The 16910-nt window shown below is 72.1% G+C and carries 14 protein-coding genes; 12 read left to right on the top strand and 2 right to left on the bottom strand.

The genetic code is table 11. The features are described from left to right. Positions 1–206: 206 nt before the first annotated feature. From ACWCHM_RS23750 to ACWCHM_RS23720, 7 genes are all read left to right on the top strand, one after another. Complete coding sequence (locus tag ACWCHM_RS23750) at positions 207–1277, top strand: BMP family lipoprotein (protein WP_204957245.1); 1071 nt, start codon at positions 207–209, stop codon at positions 1275–1277. A 197-nt stretch (positions 1278–1474) separates the two neighbouring features. Next, complete coding sequence (locus ACWCHM_RS23745; RefSeq protein WP_454223162.1) at positions 1475–3082, top strand: ABC transporter ATP-binding protein; 1608 nt, start codon at positions 1475–1477, stop codon at positions 3080–3082. After that, positions 3079–4404, top strand: coding sequence for an ABC transporter permease (locus tag ACWCHM_RS23740; protein WP_281900624.1), 1326 nt, complete (start codon positions 3079–3081; stop codon positions 4402–4404). Before ACWCHM_RS23745 ends, ACWCHM_RS23740 begins: the two co-directional genes overlap by 4 nt. Before the next feature lie 3 nt (positions 4405–4407). Beyond that, positions 4408–5688, top strand: a complete 1281-nt coding sequence (locus ACWCHM_RS23735; protein WP_454219873.1) for an ABC transporter permease — start codon at positions 4408–4410, stop codon at positions 5686–5688. Between the two features lie 148 nt (positions 5689–5836). Then, positions 5837–6547, top strand: a complete 711-nt coding sequence (locus tag ACWCHM_RS23730; protein WP_204956379.1) for a cytidine deaminase — start codon at positions 5837–5839, stop codon at positions 6545–6547. A gap of 52 nt (positions 6548–6599) precedes the next feature. Then, positions 6600–7880, top strand: coding sequence for a thymidine phosphorylase (locus ACWCHM_RS23725; protein ID WP_454219870.1), 1281 nt, complete (start codon positions 6600–6602; stop codon positions 7878–7880). 123 nt (positions 7881–8003) lie between these two features. Beyond that, positions 8004–8684: a DUF4272 domain-containing protein gene (locus tag ACWCHM_RS23720; RefSeq protein WP_204956381.1), complete on the top strand. Its 681-nt coding sequence runs from the start codon at positions 8004–8006 to the stop codon at positions 8682–8684. 28 nt (positions 8685–8712) lie between these two features. On the opposite strand, the gene ACWCHM_RS23715 is transcribed toward ACWCHM_RS23720, so the two are convergent. Beyond that, the gene (locus ACWCHM_RS23715) at positions 8713–9684 is read right to left on the bottom strand and encodes a putative RNA methyltransferase (RefSeq protein ID WP_454223160.1); all 972 of its coding nucleotides are present in this window, start codon (positions 9682–9684) and stop codon (positions 8713–8715) included. A 125-nt stretch (positions 9685–9809) separates the two neighbouring features. Here ACWCHM_RS23715 and ACWCHM_RS23710 point away from each other — a divergent pair, with 125 nt between their 5' ends. Further along, on the top strand, positions 9810–10886 hold the full coding sequence (locus tag ACWCHM_RS23710; RefSeq protein ID WP_204956383.1) for an adenosine deaminase: 1077 nt from the start codon (positions 9810–9812) through the stop codon (positions 10884–10886). A gap of 1 nt (position 10887) precedes the next feature. Here ACWCHM_RS23710 and ACWCHM_RS23705 read toward each other — a convergent pair whose 3' ends face one another. Further along, positions 10888–11406, bottom strand: a complete 519-nt coding sequence (locus ACWCHM_RS23705; protein ID WP_307820919.1) for an ATP-binding protein — start codon at positions 11404–11406, stop codon at positions 10888–10890. A 277-nt stretch (positions 11407–11683) separates the two neighbouring features. Between ACWCHM_RS23705 and ACWCHM_RS23700 the strand changes: the two genes are divergently transcribed. The 4 genes from ACWCHM_RS23700 (at position 11684) to ACWCHM_RS23685 (ending at position 16780) form a co-directional block, all read left to right on the top strand. Then, positions 11684–15313 carry a nitrate- and nitrite sensing domain-containing protein gene (locus tag ACWCHM_RS23700; protein WP_454219868.1) on the top strand — a complete coding sequence of 1210 codons (3630 nt, stop codon included), beginning with the start codon at positions 11684–11686 and terminating at the stop codon, positions 15311–15313. After that, complete coding sequence (locus ACWCHM_RS23695) at positions 15310–15714, top strand: roadblock/LC7 domain-containing protein (protein ID WP_204956386.1); 405 nt, start codon at positions 15310–15312, stop codon at positions 15712–15714. Before ACWCHM_RS23700 ends, ACWCHM_RS23695 begins: the two co-directional genes overlap by 4 nt. Positions 15715–15807: 93 nt before the next feature. Then, a complete protein-coding gene (locus tag ACWCHM_RS23690) occupies positions 15808–16185 on the top strand; it encodes a DUF742 domain-containing protein (protein ID WP_088643989.1) in 378 nt (125 codons plus the stop codon). A gap of 1 nt (position 16186) precedes the next feature. After that, complete coding sequence (locus ACWCHM_RS23685; protein ID WP_088643912.1) at positions 16187–16780, top strand: GTP-binding protein; 594 nt, start codon at positions 16187–16189, stop codon at positions 16778–16780. The last annotated feature ends 130 nt before the right edge of the window (positions 16781–16910 follow it).

Here is a 16910-nt window from a genome sequence, read left to right as displayed (position 1 = left end):
CGCTGAGTGATGTGCCCCACGCCAGGGTTACGCCGGGATAACGAGCGTTCAACAGTCGTGCACGATTGGCGGCCGGTGGGTGGACGTGGGGCTACGCTCCCGTCCGTAACGTGGGATGCCGGCAGCACAACGCTGGTCGGTTCAAGGGCTGCCACCGCACGAGGCGGTGAGCAATGGAAGGAGACGTCTTGCGCTCTGTGCGTGGGATGCGGATCGCCTCTGCCATCGCGGCGGGTGGGCTCGTGCTGGGTGCTGCCGCGTGTGGTGAGGCCCCGGACGACGACAACAACGCCGGTGGCAGCGGCGACAAGAAGTACAGCGCCTGCATGGTGACCGACGTCGGCGGCATCGACGACAAGTCGTTCAACACCTCCGCCTGGAAGGGCCTGGAGGAGGCCAAGAAGGCCAACGACAACATCGACATCAAGTACGTCGCGTCGAAGGCCGAGGCGGACTACGAGGTCAACCTGACCGGGTACGTCAACCAGAAGTGCGACTTCATCCTGGCCGTCGGTGGCCTGATGTCGGACGCCACCAAGAAGATCGCCGAGGCCAACCCGAACCAGCAGTTCGGCATCGTCGACGCGAACCCGGGCACGGCGAACATCTACCCGATGCAGTTCGACACCGCCCAGGCCGCCTTCCAGGCCGGCTACCTGGCCGCCGGGATGAGCAAGAGCGGCAAGGTCGGCACCTACGGCGGTCTGCCGATCCCGCCGGTGACCATCTTCATGGACGGTTTCGCCGACGGCGTGGCGCACTACAACAAGACCAAGAGCAAGAACGTCCAGGTGCTGGGCTGGGACAAGGCGACCCAGAAGGGTTCCTTCACCAACGACTTCGCCAAGCAGGACGAGGGCAAGAAGGTCTCCGACGCGCTGGTCGCCCAGGGCGCGGACATCGTCATGCCGGTCGCCGGTGGCGCGGGCCTCGGCACCACCGCCGCAGCGAAGGCGTCGGGCGGCAAGTACTCGGTCGTCTGGGTCGACGTCGACGGCTGCGAGAGCACCCCGGACTGCGCGGCGCTGCTGACCACCGTGGTCAAGAACATCCCGGACGCCGTCAAGGACGCCGTGCTCAAGGCCGCCGGTGGCGAGAAGCTCGCCGCCACCCCGGGCTTCGTCGGCAACCTCGCCAACAACGGCGTGTCGATCGCCCCGTACCACGACTTCGACAGCAAGGTCCCGGCGGACCTCAAGGCCGAGGTCGAGAAGATCAAGGCGGACATCGCCGCCGGCACCATCACGGTCACCTCGAAGGCCCAGCCGACCAAGTGACCGCCGCGCCGGCCGCCGCGATGGGATCATCGGCAGCGGAGGCCGGCGGGCACCAGGCATGACGACCGGCCGTCCGGGCGTACGTGGGCAACCCACGGGCGTCGGGGCGGCCGGTCCGCGCACCGGTCGGCCGGCACCCCGGTGACCGGTCGACCGGCAGCTAGGCTGCACCATCGCTCGCACTCCAGGAGGTTGCGCTGAGACTCGAACTGCGCGGCATCACCAAGCGGTTCGGTGATCTGGTCGCCAACGATCACATCGACCTGACGGTGGAGCCTGGAGAGATCCACGCCCTGCTCGGCGAGAACGGTGCGGGCAAGTCGACCCTGATGAACGTGCTCTACGGGCTCTACCAGCCCGACGGGGGCGAGATCCTGGTCGACGGAAAGCCGCTGAAGCTCAAGGGCCCCTCGGACGCGATCCGGGCCGGGATCGGCATGGTGCACCAGCACTTCATGCTGGTGCCGGTCTTCACCGTCGCCGAGAACATCATGCTCGGCGCGGAGCAGGTCCGGGGCGGCATCGTCGGCTTCCTCGACCGGCGGCGGGCCCGCCGCGAGGTGGCCGAGGTCTCCGCGCGGTACAACCTGCGGGTCGACCCGGACGCGGTGATCGAGGACCTGCCGGTCGGCATCCAGCAGCGGGTCGAGATCGTCAAGGCGCTCACCCGCGACGTCGACCTGCTGATCCTCGACGAGCCGACCGCCGTGCTCACCCCGCAGGAGACCGAGGAACTGCTCACGGTCATGCGGTCGCTCAAGGCGGCCGGCAAGTCGATCGTCTTCATCACCCACAAGCTCGGCGAGGTCAAGGCCATCGCCGACCGGATCACCGTGATCCGGCGCGGCCGGACCGTCGGCACCGCCTCCCCCGAGGCGAGCCGGGACGAGTTGGCCGCGCTGATGGTCGGCCGCAACGTCCGGCTCACCGTCGACAAGCAGCCCGCCACCCCGGGCCGGCCGATCCTGGAGGTCGCCGGCCTGGTCGTCGACGACGACCGGCAGATCCGCGCGGTGGACGGCGTCGACCTGACCGTACGCGCCGGTGAGGTGCTCGGCGTGGCCGGCGTGCAGGGCAACGGGCAGACCGAGCTGATCGAGGCGATCATGGGGCTGCGCCCGACGCTCGCCGGCACGGTGACCCTCGACGGCGAGTCGATCCACGGCTGGTCCACCAAGAAGGTGCTCCGCGCCGGGGTCGGCTACGTACCCGAGGACCGCAGCGTCGACGGCCTGGTCAAGGAGTTCAGCGTCGCCGAGAACCTGGTCCTCGACATCTACGACCGGCCGCCGTTCGGCAGGGGCCTGGCGCTGCGGCCGGACGCGATCGCCGCCTCGGCGAAGGAGCGGATCGAGCAGTTCGACGTGCGTACCCCGTCGGCGGACGCGGCGGTCGGCACCCTGTCCGGCGGTAACCAGCAGAAGGTGATCGTGGCCCGGGAGCTGTCCCGGCCGCTGAAGCTCCTCATCGCCGCCCAGCCCACCCGGGGCGTGGACGTCGGCTCGATCGAGTTCATCCACAGCCGGGTCATCCGCGAGCGCGACGTCGGCACCGCCGTCATGGTCGTCTCCAGCGAGTTGGACGAGGTGATCGGCCTCGCCGACCGGATCGCGGTGATGTACCGGGGACGGATCATCGGCATCGTCGGCCCGGACATCCCGCGCGAGGAGATCGGCCTGCTGATGGCCGGCATCACCCCCGACGCCCCCGCGACGGCCCCGACCGGCGACGTGGCCACCCCGGGCGGTACGGCCGGCAGCGTGGCACCGGCCCCCGAGAGCCCTGGTAACGAGGACGAGGCATGAGCAACCCCAACCCGGTGTCCGGTTCCCCGGACAAGGAACCGGCGACCGAGGCGGAGCTGGCTCTGACCGGCAGGGCCGACCGGATCGTCGAGACGACCTCGCCCAAGCAGCCCGCGCCGGGGCCCCGGCCCACGCTGGGCCGGCTGTTCCTGGACAACCTGTGGGCCGCCAACACGGTAACCGTGACCGTGCTGGCCCTGGTGCTGGCGATGCTGGTCGGCGCGGTCCTGATCATCGTGTCGGACCCGGACGTGCTGGCCACCTACGGCTACATCACCGCCCGCCCGACCGACGCCCTCGACGCCAGCTGGACGGTGGTCAGCGAGGCGTACGCCAACCTGTTCAAGGGGGCGGTCTTCGACCCGGAGGCGTCCGGTTTCACCGCCGCGTTGAGCCCGATCTCGGAGACCCTCACCTACACCGCGCCGTTGGTGTTCACCGGCCTGTCGGTGGCGCTCGCCTTCCGGGGCGGCCTGTTCAACATCGGTGCCCAGGGGCAGGCGACGATCGGTGTGGTCCTGGCCGCGGTGGCCGGCTTCGCGTTGCCGCTGCCGCCGGTGGTGCACCTGGTCGTCGCGTTGATCGCCGGTGCGGTCGGCGGTGCGGTCTGGGGTTTCGTCCCCGGCATCCTCAAGGCCCGGACCGGCGCGCACGAGGTGATCAACACGATCATGCTCAACTACGTCGCCGTCTACTTCCTGTCGTGGATCATCGTGCAGAACGGGGTGCAGAACCCGGACCGGGCGGACGCGATCAGCCGCCCGGTCGACTCCTCGGCCGCGTTGCCCCGGCTGCTCGGCGACAACCTGCGGGTACACGCCGGCATCCTGCTCGCGGTGCTCGCCACCTGGGCCATCGCCTGGCTGCTCAACCGGTCGACGCTCGGCTTCGAACTGCGGGCCGTCGGGGCCAGCCCGGACGCGGCGCGGACCGCCGGCATCAGCGTCACCAAGACGTACGTGCTGGTGATGGTGATCGCCGGGATGCTCGCCGGCCTCGGCGGCAGCCAGATGGTGCTGGGTTCCACCGCGAACGCGCTGACCCCGCTGGTGATCGCGCAGATCGGCTTCGACGGCATCCTGGTGGCGCTGCTCGGCCGGGTGAAGCCGTGGGGCGTGCTGCTGGCCGCGCTGCTGTTCGGCGCGCTCCAGGCCGGCGGCAACCGGATGCAGTCGTACTCCGGCATCTCGCTGGAGCTGGTCACCGTGCTCCAGGCGCTGATCGTCATCTTCATCGCCGCGCCGGCCCTGGTGAAGGCGATCTTCCAGCTCCGGGCCGCCCGTGCCGCCCGGTTGCAGACGAGCCTCGCGAAGGGCTGGTGAGGCATGTCCACCACCGCTGTTCCCGACGTCGCCGTGGCCGCGGTCGACGAGGGTTTCTGGACCCGCCCCCGTAAGGTCGGCCTGGTCCTGCTGGCGCTGGGCGTGCTCGCCACCGTGTTGTTCGGGGCGTTGGCCACCGGCCAACAGGCCCGGTTCACCCTCAGCGAGACCGAGGGCGGCGCGGCGCTGGAGATCCAGGGCACCTTCGGCGCGATCCTGTTCGGGGTCGTCGCCGCCGCAGCCGGCGGCGCGCTGCTGGCCGGGGTCCCGAAGCGCTGGTTCACCCTGGTCCTCGGGGTGGGACTGGTCGGCTTCGTGCTGAGCTTCCTGTGCTGGCAGGTCTCCGCCGCCCCCGAGGGCCGCAACTTCATGCCGATGGTCAACATCGTCCGGGGCACGTTCGTCCTGGCCCTGCCGCTGATCTTCGGTGCGCTGGCCGGGGTGCTCTGCGAGCGGTCCGGCGTGGTCAACGTCGCCATCGAGGGGCAGTTGCTGATGGGCGCGTTCAGCGGTGCGCTGTTCGGCAGCCTCAGCGGCAACGTCTGGGTGGGCCTGGTGGCGGCGGCGGTGGGTGGCGCGTTCATCTCGCTGCTGCTCGCCGTCTTCGCCATCCGCTACCTGGTCGACCAGGTCGTGATGGGGGTGGTGCTCAACCTGCTGGCGGTCGGCGTCACCGGCTTCCTCTACGAGCGGCTGATGCAGACCGACGCGGACAAGTACAACAGCGCGCCGCGCTTCGGCAACTGGGAGATCCCGCTGCTGAAGGACATCCCGTTGTTCGGTCCGGCGCTGTTCCGGGGCAACATCTTCCTCTATCTCGGCCTGCTGCTGGTGCTGGTCATCCACCTCGCGCTGTTCCGTACCCGGTGGGGGCTGCGGACCCGGTCGGTGGGTGAGCACCCGACCGCCGCCGACACCCTCGGGGTCAAGGTGCTCAGCCTGCGGTACCGCAACGTGCTGCTGGCCGGCGTGGTGGCCGGCATCGGCGGTGCGTCGTACACGCTGGCGCTCTACAGCTTCACCAAGAACATGATCGGCGGTAAGGGCTTCATCGCGCTGGCCGCGTTGATCTTCGGCCGGTGGAGCCCGACCGGCGCGCTGCTCGCCGCGCTGTTCTTCGGCTTCGCCGACCAGCTCGCCACCTACCTCGGGGCGATCGGCAGCAGCATCCCCAACCAGTTCCTGGCGATGCTGCCCTACCTGGCGACCATCCTGGCGGTGGCCGGGCTGGTCGGTCGGGTCCGGGCACCCGCCGCCGACGGCAAGCCGTACGTCAAGGGCTGAACGACGACCCGGCGCGGGCCCGGCGGGGGAGCTCCCCCGCCGGGCCCGCGCCGTTCGGCGACGCCGTCCGGGTACGGTCCACAGCCGGCGGCCGGCTGACCGGCACCCTTCCCGCACCCGGGCGGGGTGACCTGGGCAGAATGAAAGGATGAGCGAGATCGACTGGGAGCGCCTGCGGGCCGCCGCGACCGAGGTCATGCGGCACGCCTACGTGCCGTACTCGCAGTTCCCGGTCGGCGCGGCGGCGCTGGTCGACGACGGCCGGGTGGTGGTCGGCTGCAACGTGGAGAACGCCGGCTACGGGGTGACCCTGTGCGCCGAGTGCGGTGTGGTCTCGGCGCTGCACGCCACCGGTGGTGGCCGGCTGGTCGCGATGTCCTGCGTCGACGCCACCGGGGAGCCGTTGATGCCGTGCGGGCGGTGCCGGCAACTGCTCTGGGAGAACGGCGGCCCGGAGTGCCTGGTCGAGTCGAGGACCGGCCCGCTGCGGATGGCGGAGCTGCTGCCGCACGCCTTCGACGTGGCCGACATCGAGGCGGTCGTGGGCGAGAGCCCGGTGCCGGTGGTGCCGGACCGGCTGGCCGCGTGGCGGGGGCGGGGCACCGTCTTCGTGCACCCGGACCTCTCCGCCGGGCAGCAGATCTGGACGGCGTACTGGGAACGGTCGGCCGGCGACAGCGACGAGGCCGGGCCCGGGGTGCTGGAGGAGGGCCCGAGCTGGGGCGACCCGGCGGAGGCGATCACCTGGGGGCTGGCCCGGACGCCGCGGGTCGTGGTGGTGGACGCGGAGGGCACCATCTTCTGGGCCGGTGAGGGCGAACCGCCGCTGGAGATCCCGGCCCGCTGGGCCGCCTCCTGACCTGTCCGGCCCTCGTGCCGGTTACTGCTACGACTTCAGAGGGAACTCAACGGTGAGTGCTTTTACCGCGGTCGACGTCATCCGGGCCAAGCGGGACGGGGGGGTGCTCAGCGACGGCCAGATCGACTGGGTGGTCGACGCGTACACCAGGGGGCTGGTGGCCGACGAGCAGATGTCGGCGCTGGCCATGGCGATCCTGCTGCGCGGCATGTCGGTTCCGGAGATCGCCAGGTGGACCGCCGCGATGATCGCCAGCGGGGAACGGCTGGACCTGTCGGCGGTGGACCGGCCGACGGTCGACAAGCACTCCACCGGCGGCGTCGGTGACAAGATCACCCTGCCGCTCACGCCACTGGTCGCGGCCTGCGGCGGCGCGGTCCCGCAGCTCTCCGGCCGGGGGCTCGGGCACACCGGCGGCACCCTCGACAAGCTGGAGTCGATCCCCGGCTGGCGGGCGGCGCTGAGCAACGACGAGTTCATCGCCCAGCTCCGCGACGTGGGTGCGGTGATCTGCGCGGCCGGCGCCGCGCTCGCCCCGGCCGACCGCAAGCTGTACGCGTTGCGCGACGTCACCGGCACCGTCGAGGCGATCCCGCTGATCGCCTCGTCGATCATGAGCAAGAAGATCGCCGAGGGCACCGGGGCGCTGGTCCTCGACGTCAAGGTCGGCTCCGGCGCGTTCATGAAGACCGTGGCCGACGCCCGCGAGCTGGCCCGGACCATGGTGGCGCTCGGCGACGCCCACGGGGTACGCACGGTCGCCCTGCTCACCGACATGTCCACCCCGCTCGGCCTGACCGTCGGCAACGCGGTCGAGGTGGCCGAGTCGGTGCAGGTGCTCGCCGGCGGTGGCCCGGCCGACGTGGTGGAGCTGACCCTGGCCCTGGCCCGGGAGATGCTCGACGCGGCCGGCCTGCCCGACGCCGACCCGGCCGCCGCGCTGCGCGGCGGGCGGGCGATGGACGCGTGGCGCACCATGATCCGCGCCCAGGGCGGCGACCCGGACGCCAAGCTGCCCACCGCCAACGAGGTGGAGGTGGTCCGCGCCGACACCGACGGCTTCGTCGAGTCCGTCGACGCGTACGCGATCGGGGTGGCCGCGTGGCGGCTCGGCGCGGGGCGGGCCCGCAAGGAGGACCCGGTCAGCGCCGCCGCCGGGGTGGTGCTGCACAAGCGGCCCGGCGACCCGGTCCGGGTCGGCGAACCGCTGTACGAACTGCGCGCCGACGACACCACCCGGCTGCCGGCGGCACGCGCCGAGGCGGCCCTGGCGGTCCGGGTGTCGGCCACCGCGCCGACGACGCCGCCACTGGTCATCGAGCGGATCGGCTGACCGCCTGCGGCACCGCCCGACGGCGGGCGGCCGGCATGGTGCCGGTCGCGACGGAACGCTATCCTCCCTGGTCAGGGGGACCGAACGGCGGTGACGCCGCGTGAGCAGACAGGGAATCCGATCGTGCTGGTAGCCGCGCCCGATCCCCGCGAGGTCCGCGAGGCGAGCCTCGACGAGTTGTCCCGGCTGCGCCTGCCCCTGCCGCCGGCCCAGTTTCCCCTGGTCTGGGAGCCGGGCGACGAGATCGAACTGCGACCCACCGGGGAGATCGAGGCGCGCATCGCGGTGCTGCACCTGATCCTGGCCCGGTGCTTCGGGATGCCGGCGCAGACGGCGATGAGCTGGTTGCTCGAATCCCACCTGGTCGACATGGTCACCCCGCCCGAGTGGCAGTTCGTGGTGGGCGGCAAGGGTGACCACCGCTCGTTCGTCCTGCACCACGACGCGCTGTTCTCACTGTCCTGGGTGCTGGGCCTGAGCAAGCAGCTCGACCCGACCGTCCCGGTGGACGAACGGCTGGTGGAGCGGATGCCGTACCTGGCCGGTGGGGAGACCTTCGGCCAGTGGCAGGCCCGCATCCTGGCTGCCCCGCAACACCCGGCGGACGCCGCCGCCCTGCTCGACCTGCACTACTGCCTCGACTGGGCGTACCTGGAGGTGGAGAAGTCGGGGCACCGACTGCCCGGCCTGGTGGACGCGAACGCGATCGGCCAGCGCCGGTGGGCGTTGGAGTGGGCGGTGGTGCTGCGCGGCCCCTACCACGACGAGCCGCCCGGCTGGGAAGAGGTCGACCTCTCCACCTGAGCCGGTGGACCGTCAGGCCCCTCGTGGGTCAGCGGGGACGCCAGGTGGTCAGGCGTACCGACGCGGTCACGGCGACCGGGGTGGGCAGCGCGTCGATCGCCGCGGCGAGCCGCGCCGGGTCGGTGTGCCAGGCACTCGGCCCCATCCCGACCAGGGTGCCGACCTCGGCCCGGCCGAGGCTGAGCCGGGCGGTGTGCACGGCGGTGTGCGCCGGGGTGAACCGCCCGGCGAGACTGTCGGCGACCCGGTCGGCCTTGGTCGGGTCGACCCGCAGCAACCCGAGCACGTCGACCAGTTCGGCGAGGTGGGCGTCGGTGGGGGTGACCACCAGCAGCACCCCGGCCGGGTGCAGCACCCGGTGGAACTCGTCGCCGTTGCGCGGGGCGAAGACGTCGAGCAGCACGGCGACCGACCGGTCGGCCAGCGGCAACCGCTGCCAGGTGTCGGCGAGCGCGGCGGCGGCGCGTGGGTGGGCGCGGGCTGCGCGGCGCAGCGCCGGTTTGGCGACGTCCAGGGCCAGGCCGACGGTGTCGGGCCACGCCGAAAGCACCGCCGCGAGGTGCCGGCCGGTGCCCGCCCCGGCCTCCACCACCAGCGGGTACGCCCCGAAGCCCGCCCGCTCCGCCCGCCCGCCCACCTCGGCTGGTCCGTTCGCTTCGGCCGGGCCGGTCGGTGCTGGCTGTGGGTTCGCCGCTACCGGTCCCGGCGGGCCGGCCGGTCCGTTGGCTTCGGCCGGGCCGGTCGGTGTCGCCAGGGCGGATGCCGCCGCCTCGGCCAGGGCTGACGAGATCACGTCGTAGTGTCCGGCGGCCAGGAAGTCGGCCCGGGCGGCGACCATGTCGGCGGTGTCACCGACGTGCGGGGCGCGGCCGGCGAGCAGTGTGACGTACCCCTGGCGGGCCAGGTCGAAGCTGTGCCGGCGGGGGCAGCGCAGGGCGCGGGTGTCGGTGGCGGCGGCCAGCGGCCGGGCGCAGACCGGGCAGCGCAGCCGGGCGACGATCTGCGGATGCGTCGCGTCGACGGGCTGCTCGAACGGGTGCGGCGCGGTCACCCGCAGCAGCCTACGGCGCGCGCCGCGCGCGAGCCTGATCGCGGGCGGACGCGGGGCGTGACTAGGGTCGGGGGATGGTCGCAATCCGATACGAGGACATCGTCAAGGTCCCGAAGGCACTGCTGCACGATCACCTCGACGGCGGCCTGCGGCCGGCGACGGTCGTCGAGCTGGCCGCCGAGGTGGGGCACGAGCTGCCGAGTACCGATCCCGACGCGCTCGGCCGGTGGTTCGCGGAGGCGGCGCACTCCGGTTCGCTGGAGCGTTACCTGGAGACGTTCGCGCACACCGTCGCGGTCATGCAGACCGCCCCGGCGTTGCGTCGGGTGGCCCGGGAGTGCGCGCTCGACCTGGCTGCCGACGGCGTGGTCTACGCCGAGGTCCGGTTCGCCCCCGAGCAGCACCTGGAGCAGAACCTCACCCTGGACGAGGTGGTCGAGGCGGTCGTCGCCGGTTTCGTCGAGGGCAGCGCCGAGGCCGCCGCAGCGGGCACCCCGATCCGGGTCGGCACCCTGCTCACCGCGATGCGGCACGCCGCCAGGTCGCAGGAGATCGCCGAGTTGGCCGTCCGGCACCGGGACGCCGGGGTGGTCGGCTTCGACATCGCCGGTGCCGAGGCGGGGTTCCCGCCCACCCGGCACCTGGACGCCTTCGAGTACCTCCAGCGGGAGAACTTCCACTTCACCATCCACGCCGGCGAGGCGTTCGGGCTGCCGTCGATCTGGCAGGCGATCCAGTGGTGCGGGGCGGACCGGCTCGGCCACGGGGTGCGGATCGTGGACGACATCACCCCGGGCCCGGTGCCGACGCTCGGCCGACTGGCGGCGTACGTGCGGGACAAGCGCATCCCGCTGGAGCTGTGCCCGTCGTCGAACGTGCAGACCGGGGCGGTGGCGTCGATCGCCGAACACCCGATCGGGCTGCTGCGCGAGCTGCGGTTCCGGGTCACGGTGAACACCGACAACCGGCTGATGAGCGGCACCTCGATGTCGCGTGAGATGGCGCTGCTGGTCGAGAACTTCGGCTATGGCTGGCAGGAGCTCCAGTGGTTCACGGTCAACGCGATGAAGAGCGCCTTCATCCCGTTCGACGAGCGGTTGGCGATCATCGACGAGGTGATCAAGCCGGCGTACGCGAAGCTGATCGGCTGACTCAGCGGTGCGGGTGGCCGGCGACCAGGTCGGCCACCCGGCGCAGGAACTCCCGGGCGTGGGCCGCCTCGGCACCGAGGCCGGTCTGCCGCCGCAGCACCGCCGGTTCGGCGCGCAGCAGCGCCAGCCCGCGCCGGATCAGTACCTTCGGCGCCTTGCGCTGCTCGGACAGGTCCCGGGCCAGCCGCCGGACGAAGGTCGCCCCACGCGGCCGGCGCAGCGCGTACGCCCCGGCGAGCAGTCCCCGGCGGCGGCATTCCGCGACGATCTCGGCGGCGAAAATCCCTTCGGCGATGAAGAGTGGCGATCCGGTCACCTCGAATGGCCGGGTGGCCACCCGTCGATCCGCACCGATCGCATAGACCGGCACATCGGCCCGCCCCTGCTGGGCCAGTCGGACAATTGTCTCCACCGCCGTTCCCGCGTCCCACGACTCGGGCGCGTCCCAGTCGACCAGTCCGTTCTGTCGCGGCAACGTAGGGTCATCGCCGTTCTTGTAGAAGTCGTCCAGGCAGAGCACGGGAAGGCCGGTTCGTTGCGCTATGTACGACTTTCCGGACCCGGAGGGGCCGGCGAGGAGGACGACACGGTGGCGATATTCCATTACTTTGGGTGACTCCGGAAAGACGGATTGCGATCAAATTGCATCAACATCTCATCACACCTCCGGCGACCGACAACCTGGGCTTTCTCTTTCAGGGGAGGCGTGATGGAATCTCGGAGGTCCGACCCGCCGGGTCGGCCGCTGGGCGTTGCCCGTGGCAACGCGGAGACGCTGTAATCGCGAGGGCGGTGACGTGAGCAAACGGCCAACGACGGCGAACTCCTTCCTGTCGCGTCTGCGTCGGCCGGCCGGCCGGCTCCGCGACATGCCGATCTGGTCCAAGCTCGGGCTGATCATGATCGTGCCGACCATCGCCACGGTCGTCGTGGGCACCAGCGGGCTGGTGGACCACCTGCAGACGCTCAACAACGCCAACCGGGCAGGTGACCTGGCCAACCTGGTGGGTTACTCCGGCGACCTCGTCAACACCCTCCAGGACGAGCGCACCAACGCCGTACTGCTGCTCGGCTCGCCCAAGGGGCAGGCCCGAGCCCAATACCAGGAGGCGTACAACCGGGTCAACCAGCGGGTCGACCAGTCCAAGGTGCCGTACTCGCAGCAGCGTGCCGAGATCGAGGGCCTGCCGGCCACCCTGGAGACGCAGCTCGACCGGATCGACAGCGACCTGACCGAGATGCCAGGCATCCGCAGCCAGGTCTACAACGGCAAGCTGCGGCTCAGCGAGGCGGTCAGCCGGTACACCGGCCTGATCAACAATCTGATCACCATCCGCGACTCGGCCACCCAGCTCGCCGGCGACAACGACCTCAGCGACCAGATGCGCGCCGCCGCCGCGATGGCCCGCGCCAAGGAGTACGCCTCCGTCCGCCGGATCGCGGTGCACCAGGTGCTGCTCCAGAAGGCGTACACCCCGGCCCTGCGTGAGCTGTACATCTCCAGCAACACCGGCGAGCAGCAGGCCCTGCAGAGCTTCCAGGCCGTGGCGAGCCGCGCCGAGCGCGAGTTCCAGGACCAGACCGTCTCCGGCTCCGACCGGCGGCAGGCCGACATCTACGCCGGCCAGGTCAGCGCGCTCAACAGCGACAAGCTCGACGGCATCACCTTCAGCACCGACCAGTGGGACGCGGCCATGGTCGCGTACGCCCAGCTCAACCGCGCCGTCGAGGTACGCCTCGACAGCGACGTGGTGGCCAAGGCCGACGAGCTGCGCTCCGACGTGCAACGTCAGGTCTTCCTGGAGACCGGCCTGCTGCTGAGCATGCTGCTGCTGGCGATCCTCTTCGCCTACCTGGTCGCCAGGTCGATGGCCCGCTCCCTGCGCGAGCTACGTCAGGGCGCCCTGTCCATCGCCCAGTTCGGCCTGCCGCAGGCGGTGGCCCGGCTGCGGGACCCGCAGTTCACCGGGCAGCAGTCGCCGGCCCAGCTGGCCAACCAGATCGCCGAGCCGCTGCCGGTCCGCAGCCGCGACGAGTTCGGCCAGGTGACCGAGGCGTTCAACGCCGTCCACCTGGAGGCCGTCCGGACGGCCGCCGAGCAGGCCGCGCTCCGCTCCTCGGTCGCGACGATGTTCGTCAACCTCGCCCGTCGCTCGCAGATCCTGGTCGACCGGTTGATCGGCCACCTCGACCGGCTGGAGCGTGGCGAGGAGGACCCGGACCGCCTGGCCGAGCTGTTCCAGCTCGACCACCTGGCCACCCGGATGCGCCGCAACGACGAGAACCTGCTGGTCCTCGCCGGTGCCGACTCGACGCGTGTGCAGCGCGAGCCGGCCGCCCTGATCGACGTGCTGCGCGCCGCCCAGTCCGAGGTCGAGCACTACACCCGGATCGAGTTCGGGGTCATCGACCGGGACATCGAGGTCTCCGCGCACGCGGTCAACGACCTGGTGCACCTGGTCGCCGAGCTGTTCGACAACGCGACCGCGTTCTCCCCGCCGGACTCCCAGGTGATGGTCGAGGCCCGTCGGGTCGGCGACCGCGCGTCGCTCTACGTCGAGGACCGGGGCATCGGCATCAGCGCCGAGCAGCTGACCGACCTCAACGAGCGGCTCGCGACGCCGCCCCAGGTGGACGTGGCCGTCTCCCGGATGATGGGCCTGGTCGTGGTGGCCCGGCTGGCGTCCCGGCACGGCGTCAAGGTCGAGCTGCGTCCCGGCACCGACCGGGGCACCGTGGCCGAGGTCGTCCTGCCCACGTCGGTGCTGGTGCCCCGGGCGCTCAGCGGTCGGGCCCCCGGCACGCCGGGACTGCCGGCGGCCGGGCCGCAGTTCGGTGGCGCCGCTCCGGCCTTCGGCGGCTCCGGGTCCGCCCCGGCGTTCGGTGGCGCCGCGCCGGCCTTCGGCGGTGCCGGCACCTCGCCGGCCTTCGGTGCGCTTCCCGCCCTCGGCAACGGCCAGCCGCCGGCCCCCCGACCGGGCGAGTCCGGCAACCAGGTCACCCTCGGCGGGCGGCCCTTCGACCCGGCACCGCGCAACGGTTCCGCCGCCCCCGCCAACGGCGGGCGCGGGATGCCCGCCTGGTCCGACCTCACCGGGGCCAGCGGGATCAACGGTGGCGACGGCTTCGCCCCGCGTGCCACCAACGGACAGGCGATCGACCCGCTGCCGCAGCGCCGGAGCACCGACGACCCGGACAGCACCGGCCAGCAGCCGGTCATCCCGCGCCAGCTGCCGAGCAGCCCCGAGGCCCGGCCGTACAGCTCACCGCCGGTACCGCCGGTGTCGGCACCGCCGCTGCCGCCCGCGTACCCGGTCGCGCCGGTGTCCGGCCAGCCCGTCTCGGGCCAGCCGGTCTCTGGTTACCCGGTCTCGGGCCAGCCGGTCTCGGGCCAGCCGACCTCCGGCTACCCGGTGTCGGGTCAGCCCGCACCTGGCTACCCGGTGTCGGCGTCGCCGTACGCCGGCCTGCCGGGGCCGGCCGCGCCGGTCTCCGGGCCGCCCACCGGTCCACTGCCGTCCCGGCCCGCCTCGGGCGGGGCCGCGCCGGGCCCCGCCGCCCCGCCGGCCTGGCCGCCGGTGGCGAACCCCGAGCGGGACACGGCCACCCCGCCGGTCCCCGAGCGGCTCGCCGCCGCGCTGGACATGACCACCGAGCTGCCCCGGGTGCCGCGCGCCGAGCCGGCAGCGCCCGTCACCCGGCAGCCCGCGCCGCCGGTGCGGACCGCCCAGACCACGCCGGCCAACCGGCTGTCGGCACCGCAGCAGGCTCCCCAGCAGCGGTACGCGGACGAGACGATGGAACTGCCGATCTTCCGGGAGCTGGAGTCGGCCTGGTTCCGTACCCGCAAGCCCGGCCCCGAGGACGCGGCCGGCGCCAAGCAGGCGGCCAACGGCACGACGGCCAGCCACGCGGCCGTCGACACCGCCGGCCACCCGGCCCAGTACACCGCACCAGGAACGACAGGTAGCGCACCGATGGCAGACACTGCGCCGGCCGGGGGCGTGCCGCGTGACAACGGGTCGACAGTGAACGGCGGCGGGTTCCCCGGTCGCGGCGACGGCCCGGCGAACCGACGTTCCGCCGCGCCGCCCGCCGGCTGGCAGACCGCCGCCGACGAGGGCTGGCGGGCGGCGGTGGCCGCGACCGAGGCACCGGTGGCCGGCACCACCCAGACCGGGCTGCCGAAGCGGACGCCGATGGCGCAGCTCGTGCCGGGGGCGATCGAGAAGCCGACCACGTCGGTGCAGCGGCGGACACCGGAAGCGGTCAGGGGTCTGCTCTCGGCCTACCATCGAGGTGTGCAACGCGGCCGGACCACCTCGGACAACCCCACCAACCCGGACGCGACTCCGGGCGGGCAGCAATCCTCGTCGTCTGGCTCCGGCCTGGCGGGCGGGAGCGGGCAGAAGGAGCAAGAAGGATGACAACTACGCAGGATCTGGGTTGGCTGCTGGCCAACTTCGCCGACCGGGTGCCGGGTGTCGCGCACGCGGTCGCGGTCTCCGCCGACGGCCTGCTCCTCGCTTCGTCGCGCGACCTGCCCCGGGACCGGGCCGACCAGCTGGCCGCGATCGCGTCCGGCCTGGTCAGCCTGACCCAGGGTGCGGCCCGCTGCTTCGAGGGCGGCGCGGTGTTGCAGACCGTCGTCGAGATGGACAACGGTTTCCTGTTCCTGATGTCCATCTCGGACGGGTCGTCGTTCGCCGTCCTGGCCGCGCGCAGCTGCGACGTCGGTCAGGTCGGGTACGAGATGGCGCTGCTGGTCGACCGGGTCGGTGACGCGCTCACACCGCAGACCCGTACGGCTGTCGGGATGATGGGCTGACCGGGCTGACCGCCTGGTCGGCACGGGACGACAAGAACGACGGGTTCCACCGGGTGAGAGCCGGTGCCGGGGACGAAGGAGGTGAGCGGCGACATGGTCGATCGTGACGAACCGACAGGTGCGTTGGTCCGGCCGTACGCTGTGACCCGTGGTCGTACCCGTCCCCGGCTCGACATCGCCCTGGAGGCGCTCGTCGAGACGACGGTGCGCGGTCGCGCTGCTGCCGGTGGCAACGGCGGTCAGGGCCGGGAGCACCAGTACATCGCCGCGCTGTGTGACGGACGTGTGCAGTCGCTCGCCGAGATCGCGGCGCGGATGCAGCTTCCGCTCGGCGTGGCCCGGGTGCTCATCGCCGACATGGCGACGGACGGCCTGGTCGCGGTCCACGAGCCGACCATCTTGGACGACTCGGATGACGCGGTGGGCACTGAACTGCTGGAGAGGGTGCTGAGTGGACTTCGCAGGCTCTGACATGTCGCAGCGGCCGCCTGCCCCGAACGGGCGCGTGACGTCGGCGAAGATCGTTATCGCCGGTGGGTTCGGCGTCGGCAAGACGACGCTGGTCGGCTCGGTCTCGGAGATCACGCCGCTGACCACCGAGGCCATCATGACCTCCGCCGGCGTGGGCGTCGACGACACCCGGCAGGTGCCGGGCAAGACGACGACCACGGTGGCGATGGACTTCGGTCGAATCTCGATCGACCGGGATCTGATCCTGTACCTGTTCGGAACCCCGGGCCAGACACGCTTCTGGTTCATGTGGGACGAACTGGTCCGGGGCGCCATCGGTGCCGTGGTGCTGGTCGACACCCGCCGGTTGGCCGACTGCTTCGCCGCCATCGACTTCTTCGAGCACCGGCGGCTGCCGTACCTGGTGGCCATCAACTGCTTCGACGGAATGCAGTACCACGACCCGCAGGACGTCCGGGACGCGTTGGCGATCTCGACCGACGTGCCGGTGGTGGCCTGCGACGCCCGGAACCGGGAGTCGACCAAGCACGTGCTGATCTCGCTGGTCGAGTACGTGCTGACCATGCGTCGGTCGCGCGCGGTCGCGCCGGCCTGACCGACTCCGTACGCGCCCGGTGGCGGCTCCGGCCGCGACCGGGCGCGTACGCATTTCCCGCCCCGGTACGCCGGGAGCCGGCTCCCGCCGCCGCTCCTTCGCCCCAGTCGGTCCGGCGGCCCACCCGTCA

The sequence above is a fragment of the Micromonospora sp. SCSIO 07396 genome (assembly GCF_053667945.1).
This window is presented reverse-complemented; position numbering and strand designations above follow the sequence as displayed.

What these genes read in the sequence shown, in the direction of transcription:
- ACWCHM_RS23690 (WP_088643989.1), top strand. Translation starts at nt 15,808, where the DNA reads ATGGTCGATCGTGACGAACCGACAGGTGCGTTGGTCCGGCCGTACGCT.
- ACWCHM_RS23685 (WP_088643912.1), top strand. Translation starts at nt 16,187, where the DNA reads ATGTCGCAGCGGCCGCCTGCCCCGAACGGGCGCGTGACGTCGGCGAAG.
- ACWCHM_RS23740 (WP_281900624.1), top strand. Translation starts at nt 3,079, where the DNA reads ATGAGCAACCCCAACCCGGTGTCCGGTTCCCCGGACAAGGAACCGGCG.
- ACWCHM_RS23735 (WP_454219873.1), top strand. Translation starts at nt 4,408, where the DNA reads ATGTCCACCACCGCTGTTCCCGACGTCGCCGTGGCCGCGGTCGACGAG.
- ACWCHM_RS23730 (WP_204956379.1), top strand. Translation starts at nt 5,837, where the DNA reads ATGAGCGAGATCGACTGGGAGCGCCTGCGGGCCGCCGCGACCGAGGTC.
- ACWCHM_RS23750 (WP_204957245.1), top strand. Translation starts at nt 207, where the DNA reads ATGCGGATCGCCTCTGCCATCGCGGCGGGTGGGCTCGTGCTGGGTGCT.
- ACWCHM_RS23695 (WP_204956386.1), top strand. Translation starts at nt 15,310, where the DNA reads ATGACAACTACGCAGGATCTGGGTTGGCTGCTGGCCAACTTCGCCGAC.
- ACWCHM_RS23710 (WP_204956383.1), top strand. Translation starts at nt 9,810, where the DNA reads ATGGTCGCAATCCGATACGAGGACATCGTCAAGGTCCCGAAGGCACTG.